24 protein-coding genes and 2 pseudogenes are annotated in these 22,678 nt (G+C 62.8%); 12 read left to right on the top strand and 14 right to left on the bottom strand.

Annotated elements, in window-relative coordinates; all coding sequences use genetic code 11:
- The 3 genes from OVA11_RS19715 to OVA11_RS19705 form a co-directional block, all read right to left on the bottom strand.
- Positions 1 to 213: hypothetical protein (locus tag OVA11_RS19715; RefSeq protein ID WP_268069102.1), on the bottom strand; the 213-nt coding region annotated here is incomplete at its 3' end.
- Between the two features lie 125 nt (positions 214 to 338).
- On the bottom strand, positions 339 to 935 hold the full coding sequence (locus tag OVA11_RS19710; protein ID WP_268069101.1) for a hypothetical protein: 597 nt from the start codon (positions 933 to 935) through the stop codon (positions 339 to 341).
- 148 nt (positions 936 to 1,083) lie between these two features.
- Positions 1,084 to 1,569, bottom strand: a complete 486-nt coding sequence (locus OVA11_RS19705; RefSeq protein WP_268069100.1) for a response regulator transcription factor — start codon at positions 1,567 to 1,569, stop codon at positions 1,084 to 1,086.
- An 897-nt stretch (positions 1,570 to 2,466) separates the two neighbouring features.
- Between OVA11_RS19705 and OVA11_RS19700 the strand changes: the two genes are divergently transcribed.
- From OVA11_RS19700 to OVA11_RS19680, 5 genes are read left to right on the top strand one after another with little or no spacing between them, the layout of a single operon-like run.
- Entirely contained in the window at positions 2,467 to 2,814 is a 348-nt protein-coding gene (locus OVA11_RS19700; RefSeq protein WP_268069099.1) for a hypothetical protein, read from the top strand.
- The gene (locus OVA11_RS19695) at positions 2,814 to 3,179 is read left to right on the top strand and encodes a helix-turn-helix domain-containing protein (RefSeq protein WP_268069098.1); all 366 of its coding nucleotides are present in this window, start codon (positions 2,814 to 2,816) and stop codon (positions 3,177 to 3,179) included. The genes OVA11_RS19700 and OVA11_RS19695 overlap by 1 nt, the downstream gene beginning before the upstream one ends.
- Positions 3,180 to 3,181: 2 nt before the next feature.
- A complete protein-coding gene (locus OVA11_RS19690) occupies positions 3,182 to 4,195 on the top strand; it encodes an ImmA/IrrE family metallo-endopeptidase (protein ID WP_268069097.1) in 1,014 nt (337 codons plus the stop codon).
- Positions 4,192 to 4,881: a C1 family peptidase gene (locus tag OVA11_RS19685; RefSeq protein WP_268069096.1), complete on the top strand. Its 690-nt coding sequence runs from the start codon at positions 4,192 to 4,194 to the stop codon at positions 4,879 to 4,881. The genes OVA11_RS19690 and OVA11_RS19685 overlap by 4 nt, the downstream gene beginning before the upstream one ends.
- Positions 4,853 to 5,605: a hypothetical protein gene (locus tag OVA11_RS19680; protein ID WP_268069095.1), complete on the top strand. Its 753-nt coding sequence runs from the start codon at positions 4,853 to 4,855 to the stop codon at positions 5,603 to 5,605. The genes OVA11_RS19685 and OVA11_RS19680 overlap by 29 nt, the downstream gene beginning before the upstream one ends.
- Here OVA11_RS19680 and OVA11_RS19675 read toward each other — a convergent pair.
- The 4 genes from OVA11_RS19675 to OVA11_RS19660 all read right to left on the bottom strand — a co-directional run bounded on the left by OVA11_RS19675 (position 5,602) and on the right by OVA11_RS19660 (position 8,550).
- The gene (locus OVA11_RS19675; protein WP_268069094.1) at positions 5,602 to 6,306 is read right to left on the bottom strand and encodes a uracil-DNA glycosylase; all 705 of its coding nucleotides are present in this window, start codon (positions 6,304 to 6,306) and stop codon (positions 5,602 to 5,604) included. The genes OVA11_RS19680 and OVA11_RS19675 overlap by 4 nt on opposite strands.
- Positions 6,303 to 7,478, bottom strand: coding sequence for a nucleoside triphosphate pyrophosphohydrolase family protein (locus tag OVA11_RS19670; RefSeq protein ID WP_268069092.1), 1,176 nt, complete (start codon positions 7,476 to 7,478; stop codon positions 6,303 to 6,305). Before OVA11_RS19670 ends, OVA11_RS19675 begins: the two co-directional genes overlap by 4 nt.
- The gene (locus OVA11_RS19665; protein WP_268069091.1) at positions 7,478 to 7,675 is read right to left on the bottom strand and encodes a hypothetical protein; all 198 of its coding nucleotides are present in this window, start codon (positions 7,673 to 7,675) and stop codon (positions 7,478 to 7,480) included. Before OVA11_RS19665 ends, OVA11_RS19670 begins: the two co-directional genes overlap by 1 nt.
- 461 nt (positions 7,676 to 8,136) lie before the next feature.
- Positions 8,137 to 8,550, bottom strand: coding sequence for a hypothetical protein (locus OVA11_RS19660; RefSeq protein ID WP_268069090.1), 414 nt, complete (start codon positions 8,548 to 8,550; stop codon positions 8,137 to 8,139).
- 436 nt (positions 8,551 to 8,986) lie between these two features.
- Between OVA11_RS19660 and OVA11_RS19655 the strand changes: the two genes are divergently transcribed.
- The gene (locus tag OVA11_RS19655) at positions 8,987 to 12,787 is read left to right on the top strand and encodes a hypothetical protein (RefSeq protein ID WP_268069089.1); all 3,801 of its coding nucleotides are present in this window, start codon (positions 8,987 to 8,989) and stop codon (positions 12,785 to 12,787) included.
- Positions 12,788 to 12,798: 11 nt separating this feature from the next.
- The gene (locus OVA11_RS19650; RefSeq protein WP_326493066.1) at positions 12,799 to 13,344 is read left to right on the top strand and encodes a non-canonical purine NTP pyrophosphatase; all 546 of its coding nucleotides are present in this window, start codon (positions 12,799 to 12,801) and stop codon (positions 13,342 to 13,344) included.
- Between the two features lie 158 nt (positions 13,345 to 13,502).
- On the opposite strand, the gene OVA11_RS19645 is transcribed toward OVA11_RS19650, so the two are convergent.
- From OVA11_RS19645 to OVA11_RS19630, 4 genes are all read right to left on the bottom strand, one after another.
- Positions 13,503 to 14,252, bottom strand: coding sequence for an SOS response-associated peptidase (locus OVA11_RS19645; protein WP_268069088.1), 750 nt, complete (start codon positions 14,250 to 14,252; stop codon positions 13,503 to 13,505).
- A gap of 3 nt (positions 14,253 to 14,255) precedes the next feature.
- Positions 14,256 to 14,606 carry a hypothetical protein gene (locus OVA11_RS19640; RefSeq protein ID WP_268069087.1) on the bottom strand — a complete coding sequence of 117 codons (351 nt, stop codon included), beginning with the start codon at positions 14,604 to 14,606 and terminating at the stop codon, positions 14,256 to 14,258.
- 46 nt (positions 14,607 to 14,652) lie between these two features.
- On the bottom strand, positions 14,653 to 14,988 hold the full coding sequence (locus tag OVA11_RS19635; protein ID WP_268069103.1) for a hypothetical protein: 336 nt from the start codon (positions 14,986 to 14,988) through the stop codon (positions 14,653 to 14,655).
- 92 nt (positions 14,989 to 15,080) lie between these two features.
- Positions 15,081 to 15,350: a hypothetical protein gene (locus tag OVA11_RS19630; protein WP_268069085.1), complete on the bottom strand. Its 270-nt coding sequence runs from the start codon at positions 15,348 to 15,350 to the stop codon at positions 15,081 to 15,083.
- Between the two features lie 696 nt (positions 15,351 to 16,046).
- On the opposite strand from OVA11_RS19630, the gene OVA11_RS19625 reads away from it, so the two are divergent.
- The 5 genes and pseudogenes from OVA11_RS19625 to OVA11_RS19605 form a co-directional block, all read left to right on the top strand.
- A complete protein-coding gene (locus OVA11_RS19625) occupies positions 16,047 to 16,433 on the top strand; it encodes a hypothetical protein (protein WP_268069083.1) in 387 nt (128 codons plus the stop codon).
- Positions 16,430 to 17,326 (top strand): 3'-5' exonuclease, encoded by an 897-nt coding sequence (locus tag OVA11_RS19620; RefSeq protein ID WP_268069081.1) that lies wholly within the window; start codon positions 16,430 to 16,432, stop codon positions 17,324 to 17,326. The genes OVA11_RS19625 and OVA11_RS19620 overlap by 4 nt, the downstream gene beginning before the upstream one ends.
- Before the next feature lie 237 nt (positions 17,327 to 17,563).
- Positions 17,564 to 19,114 carry a Fic family protein gene (locus OVA11_RS19615; protein ID WP_268069079.1) on the top strand — a complete coding sequence of 517 codons (1,551 nt, stop codon included), beginning with the start codon at positions 17,564 to 17,566 and terminating at the stop codon, positions 19,112 to 19,114.
- A gap of 59 nt (positions 19,115 to 19,173) precedes the next feature.
- On the top strand, positions 19,174 to 19,419 hold the full coding sequence (locus OVA11_RS19610; RefSeq protein WP_442780903.1) for a transposase: 246 nt from the start codon (positions 19,174 to 19,176) through the stop codon (positions 19,417 to 19,419).
- A 108-nt stretch (positions 19,420 to 19,527) separates the two neighbouring features.
- Positions 19,528 to 19,719 (top strand): annotated as a pseudogene (locus OVA11_RS19605) (hypothetical protein); the annotation flags it as partial.
- Positions 19,720 to 19,791: 72 nt separating this feature from the next.
- On the opposite strand, the gene OVA11_RS19600 reads toward OVA11_RS19605, so the two are convergent.
- From OVA11_RS19600 to OVA11_RS19590, 3 genes and pseudogenes are all read right to left on the bottom strand, one after another.
- Positions 19,792 to 20,574: a trypsin-like serine peptidase gene (locus OVA11_RS19600; protein WP_268069078.1), complete on the bottom strand. Its 783-nt coding sequence runs from the start codon at positions 20,572 to 20,574 to the stop codon at positions 19,792 to 19,794.
- 118 nt (positions 20,575 to 20,692) lie between these two features.
- Complete coding sequence (locus OVA11_RS19595; protein ID WP_268069076.1) at positions 20,693 to 21,946, bottom strand: hypothetical protein; 1,254 nt, start codon at positions 21,944 to 21,946, stop codon at positions 20,693 to 20,695.
- Between the two features lie 302 nt (positions 21,947 to 22,248).
- Positions 22,249 to 22,639 (bottom strand): annotated as a pseudogene (locus OVA11_RS19590) (transposase); the annotation flags it as partial.
- Between the last annotated feature and the right edge of the window lie 39 nt (positions 22,640 to 22,678).

Here is a 22,678-nt window from a genome sequence, read left to right as displayed (position 1 = left end):
GGTGATGGTCTTGAGGCGATCGAGAAGGCCTTCAGCGACGAGACTCGGATTGGCTGGCGCGTGCTTGAACAGGCGCCACTCGACCGCCTGGTCTTGCTTTGTCGAGAGCCGCCATTGCAGCTCGAGAGCCTGCTCTCCGCCCAGGGGGCAGGTTGACCAGGCCACGGACGGCTCGATCTGCGCGGGGGCCGTTTCGATGGGCTCTTGGGACATGGGGAAGGCTCGGCGAAGGGCGACTTCGCGGGCGAGGTGACGCACGCGATCGCGACGAGGACGAGGAAAAGGACCCGGGGCGGCAGGTGGTGGGAAGCCGCCGCCCCAGGGGCGCGTGGGGGGCGCTAGTTGACCGAGACGCTGTAGGCGGCCCAGTCACCGACCGGGACGTTGTCCTGGAAGATGGTGATCGTCAGGTCCTGGCCGGTCTGGGCCGGGTTGGTCGCCACCTGGCTGGTGGTGATGCCGTTGACGTTGGCCTGGAAGCTGTAGCTTTCTTCGGTGCTGACCGCGACCGAGTCCAGCTGGCTCACGACCACGGCGCTGGTCAGGATCGGCTTGCCCAGCGGGCTGGTCGGGGTAGCGGTCAGATTGAAGGTGACCGGCTGGCGGCAGGTGTTGACCAGGGTGAACTGATTGGGCGTTGAGCCGGTCTGAGCCACGATCTGGAAGTTGAACGTGCCGCCCTCGACCAGCATCTGGGCGGTAAGGTTCTGGGTGCCGTTCGGCAGGTTGACGACGCTGGTGGTGTAAGTGTTGCCGTCTTCCATCGTGATCGAAGCCTGCGCCGTGTAGGCCTCGGTCGTGGGGATCACGGCTGAGCCGTTGTTGGCGGCCACGGCCACGCGGCCGAAGAGGTTGTTGGGGCCACCCGGCGTGCCCTTGTTGATGATCAGTTGGGCCGGGAAGGTGGTGCTGTTGACAACGGTAAAGGCGCTCATGACGAGGTCTCCTGAAGTGGTGTTGACCTCAATGAGTTTATGCAACCTAAAAACGAACTAAATCAGAATTCATTCTAAAAGGGCGTGGGAGATCCTTGCGCATCCAGCTTGGTCGATCGCTGGTATGGCCTAGGGGTTTTTCTGAGTTCTAGAGCGCCACCAGGCCGTGTTGGAGCGCCAGGCGGGCGACGTCGACATTGTTGCGCAAGCCCAGCTTACGTAGGACGTTGGCGCGATGAGTGTCTGCGGTCTTGGAGCTAAGGCCAAGTTCTTCGGCGATCTCTGAGGTGCTGGCGCCGACCGCAAGCCTGCGGACAAACTCCAGTTCTCGACGCGTCAGGCGATCGAGTGTGGCGTCCGCGCCGGCAACGAACCGTTGGGCAAGGGTTTGTTGGAGCGTAGGGGGCAGATAGGTGCGCTGGTCGGCGATCGTGTCGAGCGCCAGGCGAACGTCCGGCGCGTCCGCGTCCGAGAACAGGACGCCTGCCGCGCCTGCCCGGATCAGTCGTATCGCAACGTCATCCCAATGGGTAAGCATGATGATCAACACCCGGCCACGTCGCGCGTGGCCCTGAAGCTGGCTCAGGCGGGCCTCGACCTGTGGGGTGGGCGGTCCGAAATCGGCGATGACCAAGTCCATCTCGTGCGGCGCGTCGGACCGCGTGTCCGGGGTCGTCAAACGCCAGACCCGGAAACGTTCGACGAGCACCTGCTCTAGACTGGACGCTAAGAGCCTAAAATGAACATCGAGCCCGATGTTCCGGAGCTCTCGGGCGCCTCCCATAGCTGCCTTCTCTTACTTGCGAGGGAACACGATCGTCCGCAGACACTTATCTGTTTCTTCAAATTGAAACTTAACGAGAAACTCTCGAGGGTTGTATTTTGTGCGTGGGCCGTTTGCCCTTCCTCTCTTAAGCTTGTCGTTAGCGCCTTGACCTGATCGAAAGGGTAGGGCGGCATTCGAACTCGAACAAACATAGAACATGTGCCGTGTGGGCGCGAGTCGACTCCGTGGTCGAGGCTTCACGTTTCGGAAGCAGCGTTCCGCGATGGCGAGGTTCTGATCAGCGGTCTGGACGCGGCCAAGGCGAGCGCGAGCGTGGTCGGTCGACCTGCCATAAGGCGTTCCCAAGCCGCAGAGGTCCCAGAATGCGCAGCGGTCATGCTGTCATCACCGAATGGCCTAGCAAAACTATTTCGGTGAAAGATCCTTAGCGCGTAGAGATAGTTGCCCGTCAGCAAGCTTGCAGACCCCCCGCCGCCGCTGCTCCTACGAATGGGGAAACCTGACTCTTCTCGTACGTTGGAATGGTCCGCTTTGGGGCAGAGTGAGGTCCGGCGCGAGACCGCCGCCCGGAACGGGGAAATCTGACTCACAGCTTCCCTTTGGAAAGGCTGCTTTCCGGCCGCGACGAGGTGGACGGGGCGACCGTATCCGATCCATCCCAAAATGTAGCAAAGCTTCGCCTAGGGTTGCATGTTGGATAATCAGACATTATATCGCTGATATGTGTTGCCTGGAGCGGCGGATATGGATCCCAAACTAAAGGTGGCCCCGGCTGACGCCGCGCCGAAGGCGTTTCCTGCCGCCTATGTCGAAGCGGAACTCCGCAAGGAGCTGCTGCTCGTCGCCGAAACCGAAGCGCCCGTGCAGGGGATCGCTCTGCCGGGCTCGCCGGCGCTGGTTATGAAGACGACCATTCGCCTGGACTCGCTGACGGTCGTCGACGTGCTCTGCGCGGTCGAGCCGATCTTAGGCCACAAGCTGCGTGAAAGCGTGGTCCAGACCGGCGGCTACAAGTCGATCGACGCCGCGATCGAGCACCTGATGCCGCGGATTGAAAAGGCCTGGAACAAGGCCAACGGGGTCAAAGAGTAATGGAAGACGCGGACGCTACAGACGATCTCGCGCGGCGGCGCCTAGGGGCCCGCTTGCGCGACGCGCGAAAGTACCTCGGCCTCAAGCAGGAAGAGGTCGCCACCTACTTGAAGATTCCCCGGACGGCTCTGACTGACATCGAAAACGGCCAACGTCGTGTCGACTCGCTCGAGCTCACCAGGCTTGCCAGGCTCTATCGCCAATCCGTGGCCTACTTGACGGGTGAGGACGAGAGCGTTGCAACGCTTCCTGCCGATGTCGCGCTCCTTGCGCGTCAGGTGGCGAAGCTTTCCGAGTCCGACCGGGAGGAGGTGGGGCGTTTCGCTGAGTTTCTTCGCGCGCGATCGCAAGCGCCGAAGGGCTAGTCATGGCCAGCAACTACGCCAGCGCTGTTAGAGCAGGCACGATGGCCGCCGGTCGCGTACTCCGCGATCTCGGGGTGCGGGACTTGGTGCTGGGAAGCGGCGGCAGCGTCGACGTCTTTGGCGCGATCTACCAGCTCGGCCTTCCCCTCATGCTCCGCCCGTTGGAGGGACTGCTCGGCGTTTTCCTGCCGGCGCCGACGCCCGGTATCTTGGTCACCACTCAGCGGCCAATGAGCATCCAGCGATTTACGGCCGCCCATGAACTTGGCCACTTCGCCATGCAGCACCGTCCAAGCCTGGACGACGAGAACAACATCCTGCGACGCGCCCCCTTGGCGAAGGGTGTCGATATAGAGTTTCAGGAGACCGAGGCGGACGCTTTCGCCACCGCCTTCCTGATGCCCAAGTGGCTGATCCTCGCCCACTGCCAGCGCCAAGGTTGGACGACCAGCGATCTCGCAGAGCCGGCAGTCGCCTATCAGCTGTCGCTGCGTTTGGGCGCAAGCTACGAGGCGACCGCCTGGACCCTGGAGCGCAACAACCTCCTCAACGCGAATGCGCGGGCTCGCCTGCTCCACAAGCCCCGCCGAGATCTCAAAATCGCGCTTCTTTGCGACTACAAGCCGCCGAACTATCGCGGTGACGTCTGGCTCCTCACCGCTCGGGACGAGGGTGTATTGATCGAAGGAAGTCGGAACGACCTCTTCGTCCTGCAGCTCGAAGAGCGAAGTGGGGCCGGATTTATCTGGGACATCGATCAGCTCGCGGCCAGCGGCTTTGCGATCGTGCATGACCGCCGGCAGACCATTGATCCAGATGGGATCGGCGGCCCGGTGCTTCGTAGTCTGACGGCCGAGCCGCAGGACGCGCCCAAGGGCCGCATCAGAATGGAAGAGCGGCGTCCTTGGGCGGCGGGGGGCGCGGCCGGCGAACTGGTCCTGGATTTCGATCTGACCGGGCCGGAGGAATCGGGTCTCTCGAGGTTCGAGCGTCGACGTATCCTGGAGGATTTGTGACCTCCACGGTTTCGATCAACCTCGACCTTCGGGCTGGGTTCGGTCCGGCTCGGGACCAGGGCGACCGACCGACGTGCCTGGCTTTCGCGGCCAGCGATGCGCATGCGCACGCCCGCGACGATCTAACCCCGTTGTCGTGTGAGTACCTCTACTATCATGCTCAGCGGCGCGGTGGGCGGGCGCCTTCGACCGGGGCGTCTCTGCCCCACGTCCTGAACGCATTGCGGGAGGAAGGCCAGCCGATCGAAGCCGGCTGGCCCTACCTAATCGCCGTCCCCAATGACTTGACCATTTGGGTTCCGCCTAGTGCCGCCGCGCCAGTGTTTGCCCGAAAGGGGTCTGCTCTTCCGCCGACCCTCGCGGAGGTCAGGGTCGCGCTGGCGACCGGGCGGGCCGTTGTGGCCCTGCTGAAACTGTCGAAGAGCTTCTTCTTGGCGACGCCAGGCGTACTCGTTCGTCCCCAGCAGGACGAGCCGGTGGAAACGCCTGACCGCCACGCAGTGGTGGTGGTCGCCGACGGCATAGTCGACGGCGCGCCCGCCCTTCTCGTGCGCAACAGTTGGGGATCCGGCTGGGGCGATTCAGGGCACGCCTGGCTCAGCGACGACTACCTGGCGCCGCGGCTTTTCGGCGCTGCAATTCTCACGGACGGTGTGGATGTACCTAGCCATCAAGCCGCAGCCTGACTGCGTTTCCGCGTGGCGCGCTGCTACCCTGGCCGTCGAAGGACGATCGGGCCACGAGGCCTCGAACGTCATCATCGACGTCGAGAATCCTCTGGCACGCTCCACCCTTTCCGATCCTGCGGTCGAAGCGGTCGACGAGTTTCTCAGCACGAGGGGCAAGAAGGGCGTGGAGACGGTAGCCAACACGCTATTTCCGGCAGCGCTGTACCGGCGCTACGGATCGCCTGCTTTTTACGAGCGGTTCCAGAACAACGTCTTGCCTGTCGTGGGGAAGTCCGATCGCTGGTCCGGCTACTACTTCGAACGGATGATCCGATTGCCCCGAGTTGGCGGGCAACCCATCAACCAGTTGGCCGAAATCGTCGATCGGATCGCCGACCCGAACGTCGCGGCCCGTAATAAGTTCGAGCTGCAGATCTTCGATCCGTCGCGCGATGTCGATCGATCGCCTTACGGTGGCCAATGCCTAAGTTTCGTAAGTTTTAAACTTCGCAAGGGGAGTGGCGGTCTTCATCTGGACATGACGGCCATGTACCGGAACCACTACTACATCGAGAAATTGCTCGGCAATATCATCGGACTTGGGCGTTTGATGGAATTCATCGCCAAGGAGGGCAATGTACAGGTCGGCGCGATGACGTTGGTCTCGACCCACGCCGTGGTTGATCGACCGAAATCGGCGACAACGAGCGAGATCAGCGCGCTGCTGGAAGCCTGCGCCTAGGCGAGCTGCGGCTGACGGCGATTTGCGCTGAATCCATCGCCGAACGGCAGGAGGGGCGGCGCCGCATCGTCGTCGACGCCGTAGAGCTCGTACATGCTGGCGATGAACTCCGACTGCCCGCCATAGCTTGGATGGCGCACGGCGACTGTCTCCACTCCGAGCTCCGCCAGTGCGAAGCTCGCGTCACGGCCGATGGCGACGATCCGGTCAGGTTCGATCATGTCGATCAGGGCCTCCAGTAGCGGCCAGGTGGCCTCCCGCTCCTGGCGAGTGTGGCAGCGATTGGACATCGGGTCGCCATCGACGTGGGGATGGAACGGAAAGACGTTCCACAACATGACAGGTTCACCGATCCGGGACAGGACGCGCCAGATCACTGCGGCCGTACGTTCTGCGACGACGGGGCCCTCCGTGGCGCGATCGAGATCAATTCCGCCGAGCAAGGCGCCCGCCGAGCCAAGGTGAACCTCGTCGGTGAGCGGGATGCCCGTCCTGCGGCCACCACGGTAACCCAGGTCGCGCGCGATCCACATCGTCTTGACGCCTGCGTCGAGCGACCCCTGGAGAAACCGCGCGAAGTTGTTTCGCCGGGTCTCGGCGGCGCTCTGCCGGTCGTGCATCTCGCAGAGTTCGCCCCATGGATTGAACACTGCTGGCAGATGCGTCGAGGCAAGCGCGCGTACGAACTGGTCGGGAGTCATTGGGGAAGCGCCTCAATCCGTAGGCTGTGGTTTTCCATATCGACGATCAGGCGGCCGCGGCGATGCTTGCAGAGGAAGCGGAACGCCTCGTACCCCTGCAGAATTGCTTCTTCCCAGAGCCACAGGGGGCGTTCGCCACCCTCGTAGCCGGCGACGAACTGCCTGACCTGCTTGAGCATGTCGAGAGGCAATCCGCCTACTTTGAGGCCGTTGAAGAAGCTCAGATCCTTCGCCTGGCCGAAGATCCAGGTTGTGATGCCTTCTTCGATCAGGATGGCGCGAGCGCCGTCCTGAGCCTCATCGACCTTGGGGTCGCTCTTCCGCTTCAGGTGAAGCAGGGCTCGAATGACAGGCGACCAGCCAAGCACGGCCATGTGTGCGAAGTGAAAAACGTCGTGGAAACGGTAGTTGTCGGCGATAGTGGCGTTGTCGGTCAGGCGGTCTCCGATGAAGATGCCGTTGCACCTCTGGAAGACATACTTCTGGCCTCTCACCTCACGCTCGAAAATTTCGATCTCAAGTCTTCGCGGCAGTTTCTCGTCCGCTTCGGCATTCTCGTCGAATGGGGGAGGGTACTCGCGGGTCTTCGGCCAGCGGTCGAAAATCTTGGTCAGGTTCCTGATCGCTGCGGCCTCAAGGGTGAGGCGGGCCTCGTTCGCGGCTTGGAGGAGGCGGCGCATGATGGCGACCAAGTGCTTGGCGAGCCGGTCCTGATCAGCAGGGACGAGTTCGGCGTTGTGGTCAGCGATCAGTGCTCCCACTTCGTGCGCTAGCTGCAGAAGTGTCGTCTCGAACGCGGGGGTCAGCTCGGCCGCGTGGTTGATGATGCCCGGCTGCAGTTGCTCGAAGGTAACGTCCGGTCGATCGCGCCGCCAATCACCGGGATCGTCCAGTATGGCCGCGACCACGGCGCTCAGACGAATATCGCCGCGCGACGCGACGGCGGCGAGATACCAGAGTACGTCGCCAATCTCCTCGAGCACGGCGCTGGAGTAGCCGAGGTAGGAGGTGCGATCGCGCTGCTTCTTCTTCACCTCGCTGAGCAGGCTGCCTGTTTCCCCAACCAGGCCGAGCAATGGAAAGCTCAGAGATGCGCCATCCGACCTCTGATCGGTTGTAGCGGCTTCGGCGGCATACTCCGTCACCGTCATGGGCTGGAAGTCGTCGGACATCAGCGGCGCGTCTTTCTTCGGTCGTGTATCGCCTCGTCAGGGACCGCGACGCCGTAGGCTTGCAGCGCTTTCAGCACGAGGACGCGGATCGGTTCACGCGCCAGGGCAGCCTTAACGGCGAGATCGTGCTTGGTGGAGGCAGGGACCTGAATTTGCAGGTGCTCATCACGAACGACCAGGTCAGCTTCAAATATCATGAAAGCATGAAATCATGAAATAAGTTACGCGTAAAGCGTCAGCTTATGTTCTCGTCGCCATACTTGTTGCCAGCCGACACGGCATCACGGTTGGCCAAAGAGCCCTGTCGGCCTTTCGTCCGTGGGGCCAAGGTCAGGTTGCTGGAGCTACGCTAAAGTCGGGTCATGGCGCGGCGCTGCTTCTCTGGCTTTAGGTCTTGGTCGCTTGGCCAGTGCCTGGGTTCCGAATCCGGAAGTGAGCTAAGCTCCTGGCGGCCCGAACTGCCGCCCAAAGCCAACGCCAAGTCCGCTCATAGTTCGGCGCAGCGCTTCACGGCCCATGGTTGAGCTTTTCGATCAGGCTGCGCTAATTGGGCATGATCAAGAAGGACCGTAAGCCCGGGCGGGCGGAGCGCCGTCGCAATCCGCGAGGTATTAACCCTATCCTGGCGATGAGCGAGGTTCCCCTCAGCGCGCTTCACTCACACTACCCGGCGCGGCTGTTCGACACGGACCGATCGTACTTCCGGTTCGCGTTGGACCTCCTGCGTATCCTGGGGCAGCACAACACCATTGAGACCCACGGGCTCACGTAGCCGCACCTCCGACCGGCCCATGGTCGTTCTGCTCGTCACCTCGGGCCTATAGAGAAAGAGCTCCAGCATGCGGTCCGCCTGCGACAGCGCCGCGACGCTTGCCGCGTCGTGCTGGTTGCCATCGAGCGCCAGGGATTGCAGGTTCGCCGCCCCTCGCACCAGACTGGCGACACGGGCGACACAGGCGGACGTCACAGCCGTATTTGGCACGTCGATGCAGTGCAGTCGTGGCAAGGCGGCGATCGCGGCGATCTCGGCGTCGGAGACAGCCGTGCCGCGCAGTTCGAGCGTATAGATCAAAGGGAGAAGGTCCCACCAAAGCCACGCCTTAGGGATTGTCGCTGATTTCGACCCCGGCGGTCGAAGGTCGGATCAGCAGACTTGCTCACCCTCGGTTCCGCACTCGTTGAGGCCGGTCCAGGCCCCGTCGTTCGTAGTCGTATTATTTCTGCGCGCCGCCCATAGCGGCGCGCTCCGCAGCGTCAATTTGGGCTGGGGAATGTCCGCTTGCCGGAGAGATACCAACGTCAGGAAATGGCGCACGCCCGCCAAGTGGGGTTCGCCCATAGGGGCGCAAGCATCCTGATCGGTTGGCGGTGTGGGCGCTACGAGTAGTGCTTGATCGGCACAGCTCCAGGATGAATTTTGTATTGACCATACTTTGAGCTTGGCGGGTATTTGTTCTGGTCAAGGTGCGCCCGCGAAGGCCGCCAGCGAGGGGCAAGTCGGGGGCGATATGCTTTTTTCATTCAGGCCGCTGCCAGCGATCGCCGATGGCGGAACTTCCGCGCTCATCGCGGCGCGTTTCGGCGTTGCCTACGACGAACTGAAAGCCGAGCTGAACGGCTATTCCGGCCCAGGATCAAAAGTGAACTTCTGGGTCGCCGATGTTACGCCGTCGCGCCAAGGTCCCGACGGGCTGGCCGTGAATCTGGAGCGCCTGATCCTAGGGCAGGCGGGCGACGCAACCGTCGAAATGCTTTGCTCGGGCGAAGGCGTCATCGATCGTCTGCTGTTCGTAGGTGCCAAGCCCTCCCTGGATACCTGGGAGCTTGAGGGGGAAGGCCGGATCTCGCGGATGAAGGCGCTAGAGTTCTACATCCGAACCCTTCAAAGCGCGCATCTGTCTCACTACGCGCACGTCGTGGAGCCGAACGACGTTGCGCCTTTTTTGCTGCCTGACGGGTCTGGGGCGCCGATCTCCGACGCGCTCATTCGCTCCGAGCTGTTTGGTCTTTCTACCTACTACCGGGAAGCCCGAGGTTATTTGAAGGCGTCGACCCGTGACTTGGCGTCGGCGCGCGAACGGGCCCGGGCGGAATCTCGCACCCAAAACTTTGCCGAAGGCGTGGATGGGAAGTGCGGCCTGCGCGCGCAATTCACGAGTTTTGTCGGCTACATGCGGGAGAAAGAAGAGCATCTGGTCGATGCGCCCCGCCTGCGGACCGGCATTGATCCGAATCTTCAGCTTTTGCGGGACCTGAGCGCGGTGTTCCAGCTGGGAAAGCGCGATGTGAACCGGGCCTATGACGCCTTGTGCAAGACATCGCTGATGAACGATCGCGACAACTTGGCTGGCGCGATCGTCGGTGGTGCCTATGCTCTGAGAGACGCGCTCGATGACGGCCTTGCCAGCCTCCACGCCGAGCTTCGAAACGTCGCTTGGTCCGAGACCGAAGTGGCTCGAGCCAAGGTCGTTCGACCTCTGGATGCCGCTTTGCGCCTGCGGCGCTATGAGTTGCTTCGCGACATGTCCCGCTGCATCGGCAGCGGTGCGATCAGCTACCTCAAACGGGAAGCAACCGCGCACACTAGCGCCGAGCGGGCTAAAGCCACGGTCGGTGGACTTCTGATCATTGACGATCTGCTCTGGGAAAGGATCCGCGCTGGCGAACAGGCAAAGATGCAGGATTTCGACAGGCTTAAATCCCTTCTCGATCTGGCCGACTGGGGCGATCGCTGCTTCGTGGCCAGTGCGCGGGGCATTCTACCGGGCCGCTCCGCGCCGAACGGGGCCAATGCCGTCCCTTTGGCGGGCGGCGGCGCTGTAGCAGCTCGCCTCGAAGACTTTCGAATGATCCTGATGGAAGTGGATTCCAAGACGGATTACTTGGGACCCAGCGCTGTGCAGCGTGTGGTGCGCCACCTTTCCGATGTCGCCGAAGTGCCATCACCGGTGATCGTTTTTACGCGAACGGAAAGCTCGGGTCATATCCAGCAGTCGCTAAATCTTGGGGCCGTGGCTTACGTCCTCAAGGAACGGCTCTATCAACTACCCTTCCAGATGCGACGCGCGCTGGAAGGGGTGTTGGCGCCGCGGGCCTCGACCAGCCACGCTTCATCGTTCCGCGGGCTTCGGGCGCTGCGCCCCGAAGCCCTAGTCAAGCTTAAGCGCCACGCAGATCGCTATCTCGTCACCGGACGCCAGCACTGGCCCGCCGCCGTCGATGCTGGAGGCGCCACGGCACCGCCGCGCGTGCTTTTCGACTATCGCGAAGAGCGCTGGGTGCGGGAACTGCCCAAGGCCGACCTACACTGCCATCTGGGGACTTGCATTTCGTATCCCGCCGTCAAGGCGATGGCGATGAACACAGCCGGGTATGCGCTCAAACCCACGCGGTTTGAGGCGCACAACGAGGGAATCCGCGCCGTGGTCAGGCGCATTGCGCTCGCGGTGGCGCTGAGCGAGCATCTGAACGCCGTCGCCGCTGGCCGTCTTCATCCGCTGGTTTGTCTCGCGCTGGCGGCCAGCGCGGTGACGAACGGCAAGCTCAAGGAGCTACATGCCTTCGGACTTGGCGACGAGATCGTGAAGTCATTCACCGACGAGAGCGAGAAACTCCAGATTTTCGAGGTAGCGTCGCTGCTGGTCGCCATGCTTCCTGCGACTTCTGACCCAGCCGAGGTCTCGGAATCTCTGCCGCCAGATCGATATCTGACGGAACTTTCGGCAAGTGTGCAGGCAAGTCATAGAAATCTAGTGGGCGGAGAATTCGGGGATTCCCTAACCGCCATCGATCTAGCCGCCGAGCGGGTCAGCGATCAGATCGGGCGTATTGCCAGGGCCTGGAAGGGGGCGGACGCCGCAGGCGAGATCAGTCCATTGGGCAAGACCCTGAGTACGCGTGCTCGCTGGCGCAAGATCGCGAGCGGATATCTCAAGCGGTGCGGGAAGGCCAAAAAGGTTTTGTCTGACCAACTGGAAGAAGCACGCGCCTGGCTCAGGAATCCCGCGGCGCGGGAAAGGGGGTGGGACGGTGTTCGTCGCGACCGTCTGGCGCATAGTCTGGCGGTGGCCGTGGATAAGTTGAATGTCGGTGATCACATCGCCGAAGCTGAAACCGGCAAGAGGGCGGGTTCGATCGCCAGCGTGCTCAAGGCGCTGACGCTGCCGGCGGTCGGGAGCAAAGGCACCGGGTCGCAGATTAGTCTTGAAGAGTACGTGATGCTGCCAGAGCGGCAGGGGCCGGGATCGGCGGGCAGCGGGCGAGGTCTGCAGCGCTATCTGTGGGGGGCCGACTTCCTTGGCGCCGAGCATTTGCAGTACCCCGAGAATCTGCTGATCGCCACGTTCGCGCTGACGCTCGACAATGCGCGCGACAATGTCATCTATAGCGAGGTCCGCTGCGAGACGCCCGGATACTGCCTGGCTGGCATGACAGCCCGCGGCGCGACGGATCTACTATGTCTAGGCTTTGATCTGGCCAGCATATTCATCAACGCTGGCGGGGCCTCGCCGAAGACCGAGCCGTCCCTGCCGCTAGTACGGTCGAATATCCTGCTAGCCGCCAAGCGCCACAAGAAAAAGGCCGCCGCGCGCGAGGTCGTGTCGCTATTGGAATCCTATCTGCGCCAAGGCGAAGAGGATCTGGGCGTATATGGCGCCCATGCCCCCGCCTGGTGGTGTCAGACGCGCGTTGTGGGCTTCGATATCTCGGGCAATGAAGCGGAAAATCCGGACTGGCTGACAGAAACGCTCGAGCCGTTGAAGTTGCTATCATCGCCGATCACCATTCATGCCGGCGAAGCAGCCACCGCTAAAAGCATCTGGAACGCCGTCTACCGACAGCATGCGCGACGCATCGGCCATGGCCTTCGTTTGCGAGAAGATGATCGCCTGCTCGATTACTGCGTGAGCGAAGGCATCTGCATGGAGATGTGCCCCAATAGTAACGTTTTCACCAACGCATTCTACCCGGTGCCATCGATCGGCTCCAAGAGCGCCTTTCGGCCGCCGATCTATCCTGACGCCACGAGCAATCCTCGAAATACCTACCCTCTGCTCGCCTACATGCGGCAAGGTCTGGAAGTCAGCGTCGCCACCGACAATCGTTACATTCACAATCGGGGTTATCGAGATTTGACGTCGGAATATCTGACGGCCGCCCGTCTCAGCAATGGTCTGACGCGCTGGGAAATCCTTCAACTGGTCAAGGCGGGATTCAAGAACGCCTTCCTGAAGAAGAACGAGATTGAGGTGCTGGTCACTGCGATGGAAGAGCGCGTCTACCGGATGGTGTCTCGAGGGTGGTTCTAGCAGTAGGCCGAATGATGAAGCTATGCACGTCCAACAAGTGCAAGGCCGCCGAGGTCGCGCGTATCCTGGCCATGCCGGTCGAGCCCGTGAAGGTTGTTCTTGATGAAATCCAGGCCATCGACCCTGTCGTCGTATCGCGGGCCAAAGCCGCCCAAGCCTTCCGTGAGCTCGGGGTGCCGGTGATTGTCGATGACACGGCCCTATGTTTGGACGGCCTGAACGGCTTTCCGGGTGCCCTGATCGCCTGGGTCCTTGACAGCGGAGGGCTCGAGTTGATCCATCGTATGCTGCCTCCAGGCGCCGAAAAGGGCGCGCGAGCCGTCACCGTTATTTGCTACGCCGATGAGGGTGGGGTGGAGGCCTTTGTCGGAGAGGTAGCCGGCGAGGTCATCGCCGCGCCCCGCGGCGAAAACGGCTTTGGCTTTGACGCGGTGTTCGTGCCTGCGGGACAGGGACTGACCTTCGCGGAAATGGCGTCCGAGGCCAAGGACCACCTATCGCCACGAGGGCAAGCCCTAAGGCAGTTAGCGGCCTTTCTAGCCCGAAAGAAAGGCTAGCACACTATTTCGAGGGCGGCTGTCCGATCATGGTCATCGGGAGACGCGACAGCCCGCGGAAAGAAGGGGTAAGGCGCGGGTCCGGTCGTTACACGCGCAAGCTCTAACATCTTGGCCTCCGCTCAATCTGGAACCGGGCCTGGCTAGCCGAGACAACCTCACGCCTCCGCCGGCGGATCCCGCTTCACCCCAACGCCCCGGTTGACGACCACCAAGGTGTCCGCAGGCGTCGGCCGCTGCAGCGCCTTGGCCTCATCCCAGGGCGCGCGCATCCAAACATCGCGCTCTTCGGCCGTCGTGAGGACGACCGGCATGGCCTTGTCATGCACCGCGCCGACCACGGCGTTGGCCTCTGTGGTCAGGAACGCATAGAGGTCGGTCGTGATCTCACCCTCAGAGACCTTGCGCACACTGGTCCAGGCCCGCTGCTCAACGCCGGCGAAGAACGCCAAGGGGCGGCTCTCATCAAGCGCGAACCAGACATTCTCGCCCGGCTGACCTCCGACCTGGTTTGGCTCAGCAAACGCCGTTAGCGGCACCAGACAGCGGTGTTCCGGGGCCAACCAGCGCCGCCAGTGCGGACTGTCGGTCTTGCGGACATTGGTCACGCCACGATCCGGCTCAGCTTTGATCAGCGCATTCAGCCGATCATCGTCGATCACATGCCCCTTCTTGCGCAGGCCCTCGGCGCGCTTCTCGGCGGCCTGGCGCTGGACGAAGAATGGTGAGGGCATCCCCCAACGAGCCAAGACGAGATCGCGCCCGCCGCCGGCGGCGTGGCGGACGATCGGCGCGGCCATGTCAGGGAAGATACCGGGGTAGTCGGGCATGTTACCGACCCCGTCGATCGCATCGATCAGGGCCACGATCTCGGCCTGACCCTTGCGCATCGAATACATGTTGCACATGGGTCAGCCCTGCTTGAGCCAGATGCGCGCCCGCCAATGGGCCCCATCATCCCCATCAAAATCGATGCGGTAGGCCTCGAACACGCGAAGGGTGTGCCAGAAGACCTGGGGCGCGCCCTCACCGTAGTTGTAGGCCACCAGATCGTGCGGCCGGTCGGGCAGAGGCGGAAGGGCTGAAGAGACCAACTCGTTGTTCTCGCCTCGGCGGAACCAGAGCTTGACCAGCCTTTCGTCGTCGCGGCCTTCGCCTGCAGGCGCGACCTCGGCTCTGTCGATCCACGGCAGATCCCACAGCGACGGGTGGTGGTCACCGATGAAGACGATCGTGTCGGGCGGCGTCTCATTCATGGTCATCACGCTATCTCCGGGTTTTCTGTCCGCCAAGGGCGCCCAGGCCCCTTCATCGCGACCAGCGGGCGACGTTTTGAAGCTGTCCGACGTCCATCGCTTCGACACTGATCTCCGAGGCCGGTACGCCGTTGCAGCCGTACTGAGCCTTCCGGCACTTGAAGGCTCCACGCTCGAACAGCTTGTAGAGCGGCACATCCGCGAGTTTTCGGGTTGCAAGCTCCGGCCCGAAGAGCTGTCGCGTGATCCCGCAATGCGGGCAGCTTAGCGTCACCCGCCAATCGAGATCAGCGCAGACCCGCAGCGTGATCAGATCGGCACGGACTGGCCACTTGCTTGTCGGATACCGCGCACACGGCGCAGCGTTGGCGGACATATCAAGCCTCAGAAGTTCGTATTATGTTCTCCATTGGCGTGGCCCTGCGTCAAGCCGAGACGCCGCGACATTTGCTCATGTCGGGTAGAAGGGCTGTGGCCTGGTCAGGACTTCCAGGGCCCTCGATAGCGCGGCGCCCTATTGGTGGGCGGCTCTTGGATCCAGGGTCGCACCCAGAAAAGGGCGATGGCTAACGCCGCCGGGCCAAGCGCGAGCAGCACCGCCGGCGTGACACGCAGCTTGAGCACCGAGACGACAACGAGCGCAGCAAAGCCAAGGCCCATGGCGATCACCACCACGGCGGCAACGCCGACGACCCACTTCTCGGTTTTTGACAGCGGCTGCTCTCCGCCATCGGGCCAATTGTTCGCCACCGGACCATCTCCCGAATGTCGCCGAGGCGATATTGATTGCATCCGCCGGCGATGAGGGCGAGCAGCAGAAACGGTCATTGTTCTGTGCGGGGGAGGCCTGACCGCCTATGGCCGACGCCATCGAGATTGGCTTAGGAAAGGCGGGTCAGGAGAGTCTCATGGCCCAACGCTTCGCTGCCTTTGCTGTTGTTCTTTCACTAGTCGGGTTCGCCGCCGGCGGCGCCCAGGCGGCTGAGCCGCTGCGGATCGCTACTTGGAACATGGAGCACCTCTCCGAGGACGGATCCAAGGGCTGCAAAGCCCGGACAGACGCGGACTACGACCTGATGCGGCGTTACGCCGAGCGTCTAAACGCCGATGTCGTCGCCTTCGAGGAGGTGGAGTCGGTCAAGGCCGCCGCCCGGGTGTTTGATCCGGCCAAGTACCAGATCCTGATCGAGGTCCGGCCGGCGGGCGACGCCTTTCCGTGCCGGGGCCTGGAAGGTCGGACCCTGACCCGGCAGGCGGTCGGTTTTGCGATCCGCAGGGGTATTTCCGTGACCCGCGCACCCGACCTGACGGACCTGCAGCTGGGCGATCCCAATCTGCGCTCTGGGGTAGATTGGGATCGCCCAGCTGCAGGTCCGTCCCAATCTGCGCTCTGGGGTAGATGTGACGATCAGCGCTCCAGGGAGGGCGCCTCTGCGACTGCTGGCCGTGCACCTAAAGTCCGGTTGCTTCTCCGGCGACAAGGGCGATGCCTGTCAGACCCTGATGCGCCAGGTCCCGATCCTGGAGCGCTGGATCGACGCCCGCGCCCAGGAGGGCGTTCGCTTTGCTGTGCTGGGGGATTTCAATCGGCGCTTGGCGCGGTCGGGCGACATCGTCTGGACGGAGATCGATGACGCCGATCCGCCCAACGCTGACCTCGCGCTTGCCGAGGGCGGCGCCGGACCCAAGTGCGATCCGCGCTACTCGGAGTTCATCGACCACATCGTGCTCGACGCTCGGGCTACGCGCGATCTGCAGGGTTTTGAGGAGCTGACTTATGCGGATGGGGAACGGGCGTCGGATCACTGTCCGGTTATCGCGACCCTCAAATGAGCGTCGACCACGATAGGCTTGAAGCGATGGCCAAGACCCTGGAGGCCAGCGGCCGCTATCGGGTTCTGCGAAAGCTTGATGCGCCAGGCTTTGTGACTGCTGCGCCTGTCGGCCAGGTCCGGCAGGGGATCATTCTGGACCTGGAGACCACAGGCCTAGACGCCAAAGTCGACGAGATCATCGAGATCGGCATGGTCCCGTTCACCTATGGTGTTGGGGGCCAGATTGTCTCAGTCGGCGCGCCGTTCTCACGGCTGCGCCAACCGTCCAAACCGATCCCGCCGGAGATCACCAAGGTCACCGGGATTACCAACGCCATGGTGGAAGGGGAGGTGATTGATCCGACCGAAATCGAGACGTTCATCGCTAACGCCGCGCTGATCATCGCTCATAACGCGGGTTTCGACAGGCGCTTCGCCGAGCGGTTTTGCCCAGCCTTCGCCAACAAGGCTTGGGCCTGCTCATACACTCAGATCGACTGGAAGGCTGCCGGACATGAGAGCGGGAAGCTGGCCTTCCTGGCTGCGGCCTATGGCTTTTTCTATGACGGCCATCGCGCCCATCACGACTGTCTGGCGACGTTAGAGATCCTGGCCTCACCGCTGCTGGGAACCGACGGCTCGGGTTTCCAGGCCCTGTTGGCTTCAGCCCGCAAGACCACAGTCCGGATCTGGGCCGAAAACTCGCCCTTCGATCTGAAGGACGCACTGAAGGCCCGCGGCTATCGCTGGAACGGCGATCCGGGCCCGTCACCCAAGGCATGGTGGATTGACGTTAATGAGGCCGACAAGGACGTCGAGCTCTCGTTCCTTCAATCGGAGATCTACCGCGGCGAGGTTCACCTTCCGACCCGGCGGATCACCGCGTTCGAGCGGTTTTCTGATCGCGCGTGATCGGCGGAGCGCTCTTGGAAGCGAAAAGCAAGTTGGCTGCGGCGGGGAGGGGGATCGCTAGCGGTTGAGCTTCAGGATGGCGACCGCTAGGCCCATGACGCAGCGCGAGAACGATATTCGCAATTTCTGCGCCATTGTGATAGATTTTCGCGGATGGTGATCGGTTCTCACAACTCGATCTTGGTCAAGTGAACGAAAATCACGGAGTACCCGATGGGGGAATGGCCTACGCAGTTGGTGAGCGACTTTCGCGGCAAAGCTTTGCCGGAAGCCGGCGAGCCTGCGGGCTATGCCGCTCTCATAGCCCAATACGAGCTGGACCTTCCGTCACCACCCCGCATGGCGGCCATTGCCGGCCGGCACCATCCCGTCTCGAACGAGGACTGGCTGATGCTGACGCCAAGGCATCGCCCCGATCGGACCCTGGGCGATCAACTCACATTCGCCTTCCGATACGAAGGCGTGGATCTGCAGGTCCTTTCGAGCCTCTTTGAGACTGTGTCCCCCGAGGACATCGCAGCGCTTGTCCGGGCCGCGCCGACTGGCGGCTTCGCCCGACGCCTGTGGTTCCTTTACGAATGGCTGACCGAACGCCAACTGGACGTCCCCGATCCAGGAAAAGTCCGCCTGATCCCGGTGCTCGACGCTGACCAGCAATATGCCCTGGCCGAAGGTGAACCTTCGCCGAGGCAGAAGGTCCTCAACAACCTGCCGGGTTCACGCGCCTTCTGCCCGCTCGTGCGCAAGACACCCGAACTTGCGGCCTATTCCGAAAAGGCTCTCGACGAACGGGCCCGCGCGGCCATGGGCCGGGTCCGGCCCGACCTAATGGCGCGCGCCGCCGCCTTCCTCCTGCTCAACGACTCCAAGTCCTCCTTCGCTATCGAGGGTGAGCGCCCAACCGGACAGCGCGCCGCGCGATGGGGTCAGGCTATCGCCCAGGCAGGCATGGTGGCGCTCAGCCAAGCCGAACTCGATCGTTTGCAGCGCATTGTCATCGGCGATGCGCGCTTTGTGAGGTTGGGATTGAGAGAGGAGGGCGGGTTCGTCGGCGTCCACGACCGCGATACCAACCAGCCCATACCAGACCACATCAGCGCACGGCACGAGGATCTCGCCAGTCTGATCGAGGGGGTCGTCGCCTTCGCCGAGCGCGCTGCGCGCGGCAGGATGGACCCCATCGTGACCGCCGCCTGTCTGGCCTTCGGCTTCGTCTACATCCATCCCTATGTCGATGGTAACGGCCGCCTGCATCGCTGGCTCATCCATCACGCTCTGGCTCGCGCTGCCTTCAGCCCGCCAGGTCTAGTGTTCCCGGTCAGCGCGGTGATCTTGCGAAACATCGAGCGCTATCGGACGGTTCTCGAGGCCTATTCCAGGCCTTTGCTGGCTCATATCGAATGGCGCCCCACGCTCGACGGCAATGTCGTGGTGCTCAACGACACTGCGCGGTTCTATCGCTACTTTGACGCCACAGCCCACGCGGCCTTCCTTTACGACTGTGTCGAACAGACCATCGAGCACGACCTGCCCGAAGAGGTCCGTTTCCTCCTGGCGTTCGACGCCTTCAGCCAGGCCGTGCAGCAGATCGTCGACATGCCGATGGCGCAACTCGAGCTTCTCCACAAATTCCTCGATCAGAACGATGGTCGACTGTCCCAGCGTGCCCAGGATCGGGAATTCGTCGCGTTGACGCCGGACGAGATCGCCTGCGTCGAGGCCGCCTATGCGGACGCCTTTTCGCCAGATAGTCGCAGCTGCGCGTCTACCACGGACGATGAAAGATAAGGTTCAAGACCCATTGATCTGGTGGACAGGATCTGACTCCAGCATCCTGATGCGTCTGGATGATGAGTGACCTTTATTGGCTGACGGACGAGCAGATGGCTCGGCTGGAGCCCTATTTCGCCAAGAGCCACGGCAAGCCCCGGATGGACGACCGTTGGGTGCTGAGCGGCATCATCTTCGTCAACCGCAACAGCCTGCGCGGGCGGGATGCGCCAGTGGCCTGTGGGCAACATAAGACCCTCTACAATCGTTGGAAGCGATGGAGCCAAGCAGGCGATGGAGGATCTGGCTGGAGCCAAGACTGAACGCCGCACGGTCATGATCGACGCGAACGGAAGGCCCATAAAGCCTCTTAATGAACGCGGACCAAGTCAGCGACTACATCGGCGCAGCAGGCTTGCTGGACAGCCTGCCCAAGGCGCAATCGCATCGAGATCATGTTCGGCAGGCTGAAGGACTGGCGACGCGTCGCCACCCGCTACGACCGCTGCCCGACCGTTTTCCTATCCGCCATAGCCCCCGCCGCTACCGTGCTCTTCTGGCTATCAGTTCTGAGCCTAACTTCCACTCATAGCGCAAAGGAGGTTCGAATAGCGACTGCCTAGCTAGGCGGTTCTTCAGTCGGGACAACCCTTCCCGGAAACGCCTCCCGAGATCCCGGGAGGCGTTGAAGTGGATCAGAGGAACTGGGTGAGGAACTCGTAGAGCGAGGCGTCGATCCGCCGCGCTCGGTTAACTTGGTTTGTGCCGCCCGTGTGGATGCCGACGACGATCCGCTGGTCCTTGAACAGGGCGAAGATCGGCGAGCCGCTCATGCCGACCTCGGTGTCGAACGGGTACATCAAGAATTCGCTGGTGACGTCGTGTAATCGGCCGCCGTTGAAGTACTGGGTGCGCGGGTTGCGGTCGCCGGGATAGCCGCAGACATTGACCAGCAGCGGCAACAGTTGGTTGCTATCGTAGGCTGCGATCCCAAACCATCCTAGCCGCTGCCCTGGCATGGGATCGTTCAGGGTAATCACCCCGAAGTCCAGGTTGTCCGGGCCGGCGTTTGCCAGCCAGGTCGGATGGCAGTGGATGCTCGCCGCCGCAAAGGTGCCGAATGGTGCGGCGGCGCCGTTCCAGCCGGGCGAGACCAAGATGGAGGTCGCCCGGCCGTGCTTGGCATGGCGCAGGTTATGGCCTGCGGTTCCCAAAGTCCGAGGACCGTAGAACCAGCCGGTGCCCCGCGCGGTCGCCCCGCTCTGGTAGGTGATCGTCAGCAAGGCGATGCACCGCCAAGGCAGGGCGGTCGTGTCGGGCACCGGGACACGACCATCGGGCCCGAACACGCTCTCCGTCCGGAAGTCCTCGCTGGGTGCGCCCGGCGCGGTCTGGAGCACGAGACCGGCGTTACGCGCCCGGTAAGCGTCGAAGCCGGGCACGATCTCCAGAGACCCGCCGCCATTGGTCTCGTTCATGAAGGGCGCTGTCTGGAGTTTGCCTACGGGGACGCCCGAGGGGGAGAGCGGTGCAGGGGGCGAGAGGACGAACACATGGGGCGGTTCGAGCGCGACTGAGACGGCCGACGGAGTTCGATTAGTTGCCATCGTTGCTACGCGTCGCGGGCGACCCCTCCTGGTTGACCACCGGGGAGTCCGGCTTGCTGTTGACCGCGACCGGCGTCGGCGCGCGATAGGCCCCAGCGATTCCGATGCTGACCAAGCCGTGGCCGCTGACGTCGCTTTCCTGCTTCGCTCCGCCCGCCTCTTCGTTGGCCTCGGTCTTCTTCTTCTCGATGGCATCGACAGCTTCGCGATAGGTCTTGGCGGCGTCGAGCGCGGCCTTGCGCTTGGTGAACACGCCGGCGACCGCGTCCAGCGAGGCCCCCACGACCGCGGCCGGGATCGAGGCGATGGTCAGGGCCTCGGAAGTACGCGTGACCTCGCGCTTGGCCAGGACGCCCGAACTGAGCGATAGTTTGGTCTCGACGTTGGCGAAGGGGGAGCGCTCCACGGGGATGACCGCAGGGTCTGAGCCATTCGGGATCATCATCATCGGGCCCCGCCGCAGAGTGGCGCCGCTCCCGATGGCGACATATGCCGGCGTGAGTACGGGTACGCAGATGCCCTTGGCGCAGTCCGCAGGCGTGGGGCGAGCTCCGACCGGGAAGCGGAAGGGTTTGTAGTCCTGGACCTGAAGCTGAAAAAGGTCGCCGCTGTTCGCTAAGCCGCGCGCCACGGGGACGGTACTCTTCAGATCTTGCAGCTGCCTCAGGCCGCGCGTGATGATGGCCTCGCCGATCCGGTAGCGGGCCGCAGCGACCGAGCGACAGTCGCCCGGATCAAAGTCCGTCGAATAGATTGCGTCGAGACCGGCGTCATTCTCCAGCTTGGCGAGCGATTCCGCCAACTTGGGCGCGATCAGACTGATCTGCTCGTCGCTCTTGGCGTTAGCGGTCTTCAGCAGCCCATCCTGTACTTCGACGGTGATCTCGTCCTTGTGGAAGCCTGTGGGGGAATAGTTCAGCACGAACGGACCGGTAACAACTTGATCGTCCGCTGCGGAGCAGCCCTCCAGGAACTCCGCTGGGACCGTTTCCGCCGGCCTAGCTTGGTCCCCGTTGTCGATGACCAGCCTCGGCGCATCGAGTGCAACCTCAATGCCGGTGTCCGCCTTCACGAGAACATGGGCGGTGATAATGGCGCGGGGCAGGAAATAGACTTCGCCGTCAGCGCGGCCGCCGCCGCGAGCTTGGGCGTTGAGGGAGGCGACATTCTGACTCGAGAGTACAGAGGCGCATCCCGATACACAAAGGCTGGCCGAGGCCAGCGCGAGAAACCCAGCTTTCATGGCGATTTCCTCAATTGCCACGAACGGCCCAATCTCGTCGGGATCGTGTTAGCGACCTGATGACGTCAGCGTCCCAACGTGATGCCGTCCGAAGCGCACAATCCTAGTTGCCGGTCCCACGGCCGTGACCAGACCGTCCGTGAAGCGTGAAAAAGCGCGTCGAGATGCGTCGTTCCGAGCCGGTTTCCCAGGCAGGCGTCTGGGTTCAAGCCTAGGCGACCGATTCTAAGCCTTGCAGCAGGTTCAGCAGCATCGTCTGCAGTTCGACGGACCGCATCTTGGGGGCCACTTGCATCCCGCCTGACCAGCGCCAGGCATTCGCGCCTGCAGTTGTCGATCACCCTCAGGATTCTGAAGCGGCGGCCGTCGGTCATCTGGTCGGACACGAAGTCCAGGCTCGGGCGCTGGTTGGGCGCCAGTGGCATTTCCAGAGGCCATCGCGTGCCGATCGCCCGATTGCGCCCGCCACGCCGGCGGACTGTCAGCATCCGCTGGGGCTTAGCGTTCTCATTCACCAGCGCCTTCAGACGCCGCGCCTCCGACACGTCCAGCCCGCCGTTACTGGGCCTTCCACTTGTAGAAGGTCGGTAAGCACAGCCCGTGCTCGCGGCACAAGTCCGCCACCTGCACGCCCGCTTTCTGCTCGCGCAGGATCCCTATGATCTGCTCTTCCGCGAACCGTGATCCATTCATCTGTCTGTTCTCTGGTAGAGGCGGACTCTAGTTACTTCT

This window comes from Caulobacter sp. SL161 (assembly GCF_026672375.1).
Lineage (GTDB): Bacteria > Pseudomonadota > Alphaproteobacteria > Caulobacterales > Caulobacteraceae > Caulobacter.
The sequence above is the reverse complement of the archived record's forward strand: the minus strand, read 5'-3'. Positions and strand labels throughout refer to the sequence as shown.

What these genes read in the sequence shown, in the direction of transcription:
- OVA11_RS19710 (WP_268069101.1), bottom strand. Translation starts at nt 935, where the DNA reads ATGAGCGCCTTTACCGTTGTCAACAGCACCACCTTCCCGGCCCAACTG.
- OVA11_RS19700 (WP_268069099.1), top strand. Translation starts at nt 2,467, where the DNA reads ATGGATCCCAAACTAAAGGTGGCCCCGGCTGACGCCGCGCCGAAGGCG.
- OVA11_RS19695 (WP_268069098.1), top strand. Translation starts at nt 2,814, where the DNA reads ATGGAAGACGCGGACGCTACAGACGATCTCGCGCGGCGGCGCCTAGGG.
- OVA11_RS19690 (WP_268069097.1), top strand. Translation starts at nt 3,182, where the DNA reads ATGGCCAGCAACTACGCCAGCGCTGTTAGAGCAGGCACGATGGCCGCC.
- OVA11_RS19680 (WP_268069095.1), top strand. Translation starts at nt 4,853, where the DNA reads ATGTACCTAGCCATCAAGCCGCAGCCTGACTGCGTTTCCGCGTGGCGC.
- OVA11_RS19675 (WP_268069094.1), bottom strand. Translation starts at nt 6,306, where the DNA reads ATGACTCCCGACCAGTTCGTACGCGCGCTTGCCTCGACGCATCTGCCA.
- OVA11_RS19670 (WP_268069092.1), bottom strand. Translation starts at nt 7,478, where the DNA reads ATGTCCGACGACTTCCAGCCCATGACGGTGACGGAGTATGCCGCCGAA.
- OVA11_RS19665 (WP_268069091.1), bottom strand. Translation starts at nt 7,675, where the DNA reads ATGATATTTGAAGCTGACCTGGTCGTTCGTGATGAGCACCTGCAAATT.
- OVA11_RS19655 (WP_268069089.1), top strand. Translation starts at nt 8,987, where the DNA reads ATGCTTTTTTCATTCAGGCCGCTGCCAGCGATCGCCGATGGCGGAACT.
- OVA11_RS19650 (WP_326493066.1), top strand. Translation starts at nt 12,799, where the DNA reads ATGATGAAGCTATGCACGTCCAACAAGTGCAAGGCCGCCGAGGTCGCG.
- OVA11_RS19645 (WP_268069088.1), bottom strand. Translation starts at nt 14,252, where the DNA reads ATGTGCAACATGTATTCGATGCGCAAGGGTCAGGCCGAGATCGTGGCC.
- OVA11_RS19640 (WP_268069087.1), bottom strand. Translation starts at nt 14,606, where the DNA reads ATGACCATGAATGAGACGCCGCCCGACACGATCGTCTTCATCGGTGAC.
- OVA11_RS19620 (WP_268069081.1), top strand. Translation starts at nt 16,430, where the DNA reads ATGAGCGTCGACCACGATAGGCTTGAAGCGATGGCCAAGACCCTGGAG.
- OVA11_RS19610 (WP_442780903.1), top strand. Translation starts at nt 19,174, where the DNA reads ATGATGAGTGACCTTTATTGGCTGACGGACGAGCAGATGGCTCGGCTG.
- OVA11_RS19600 (WP_268069078.1), bottom strand. Translation starts at nt 20,574, where the DNA reads ATGAACGAGACCAATGGCGGCGGGTCTCTGGAGATCGTGCCCGGCTTC.
- OVA11_RS19595 (WP_268069076.1), bottom strand. Translation starts at nt 21,946, where the DNA reads ATGAAAGCTGGGTTTCTCGCGCTGGCCTCGGCCAGCCTTTGTGTATCG.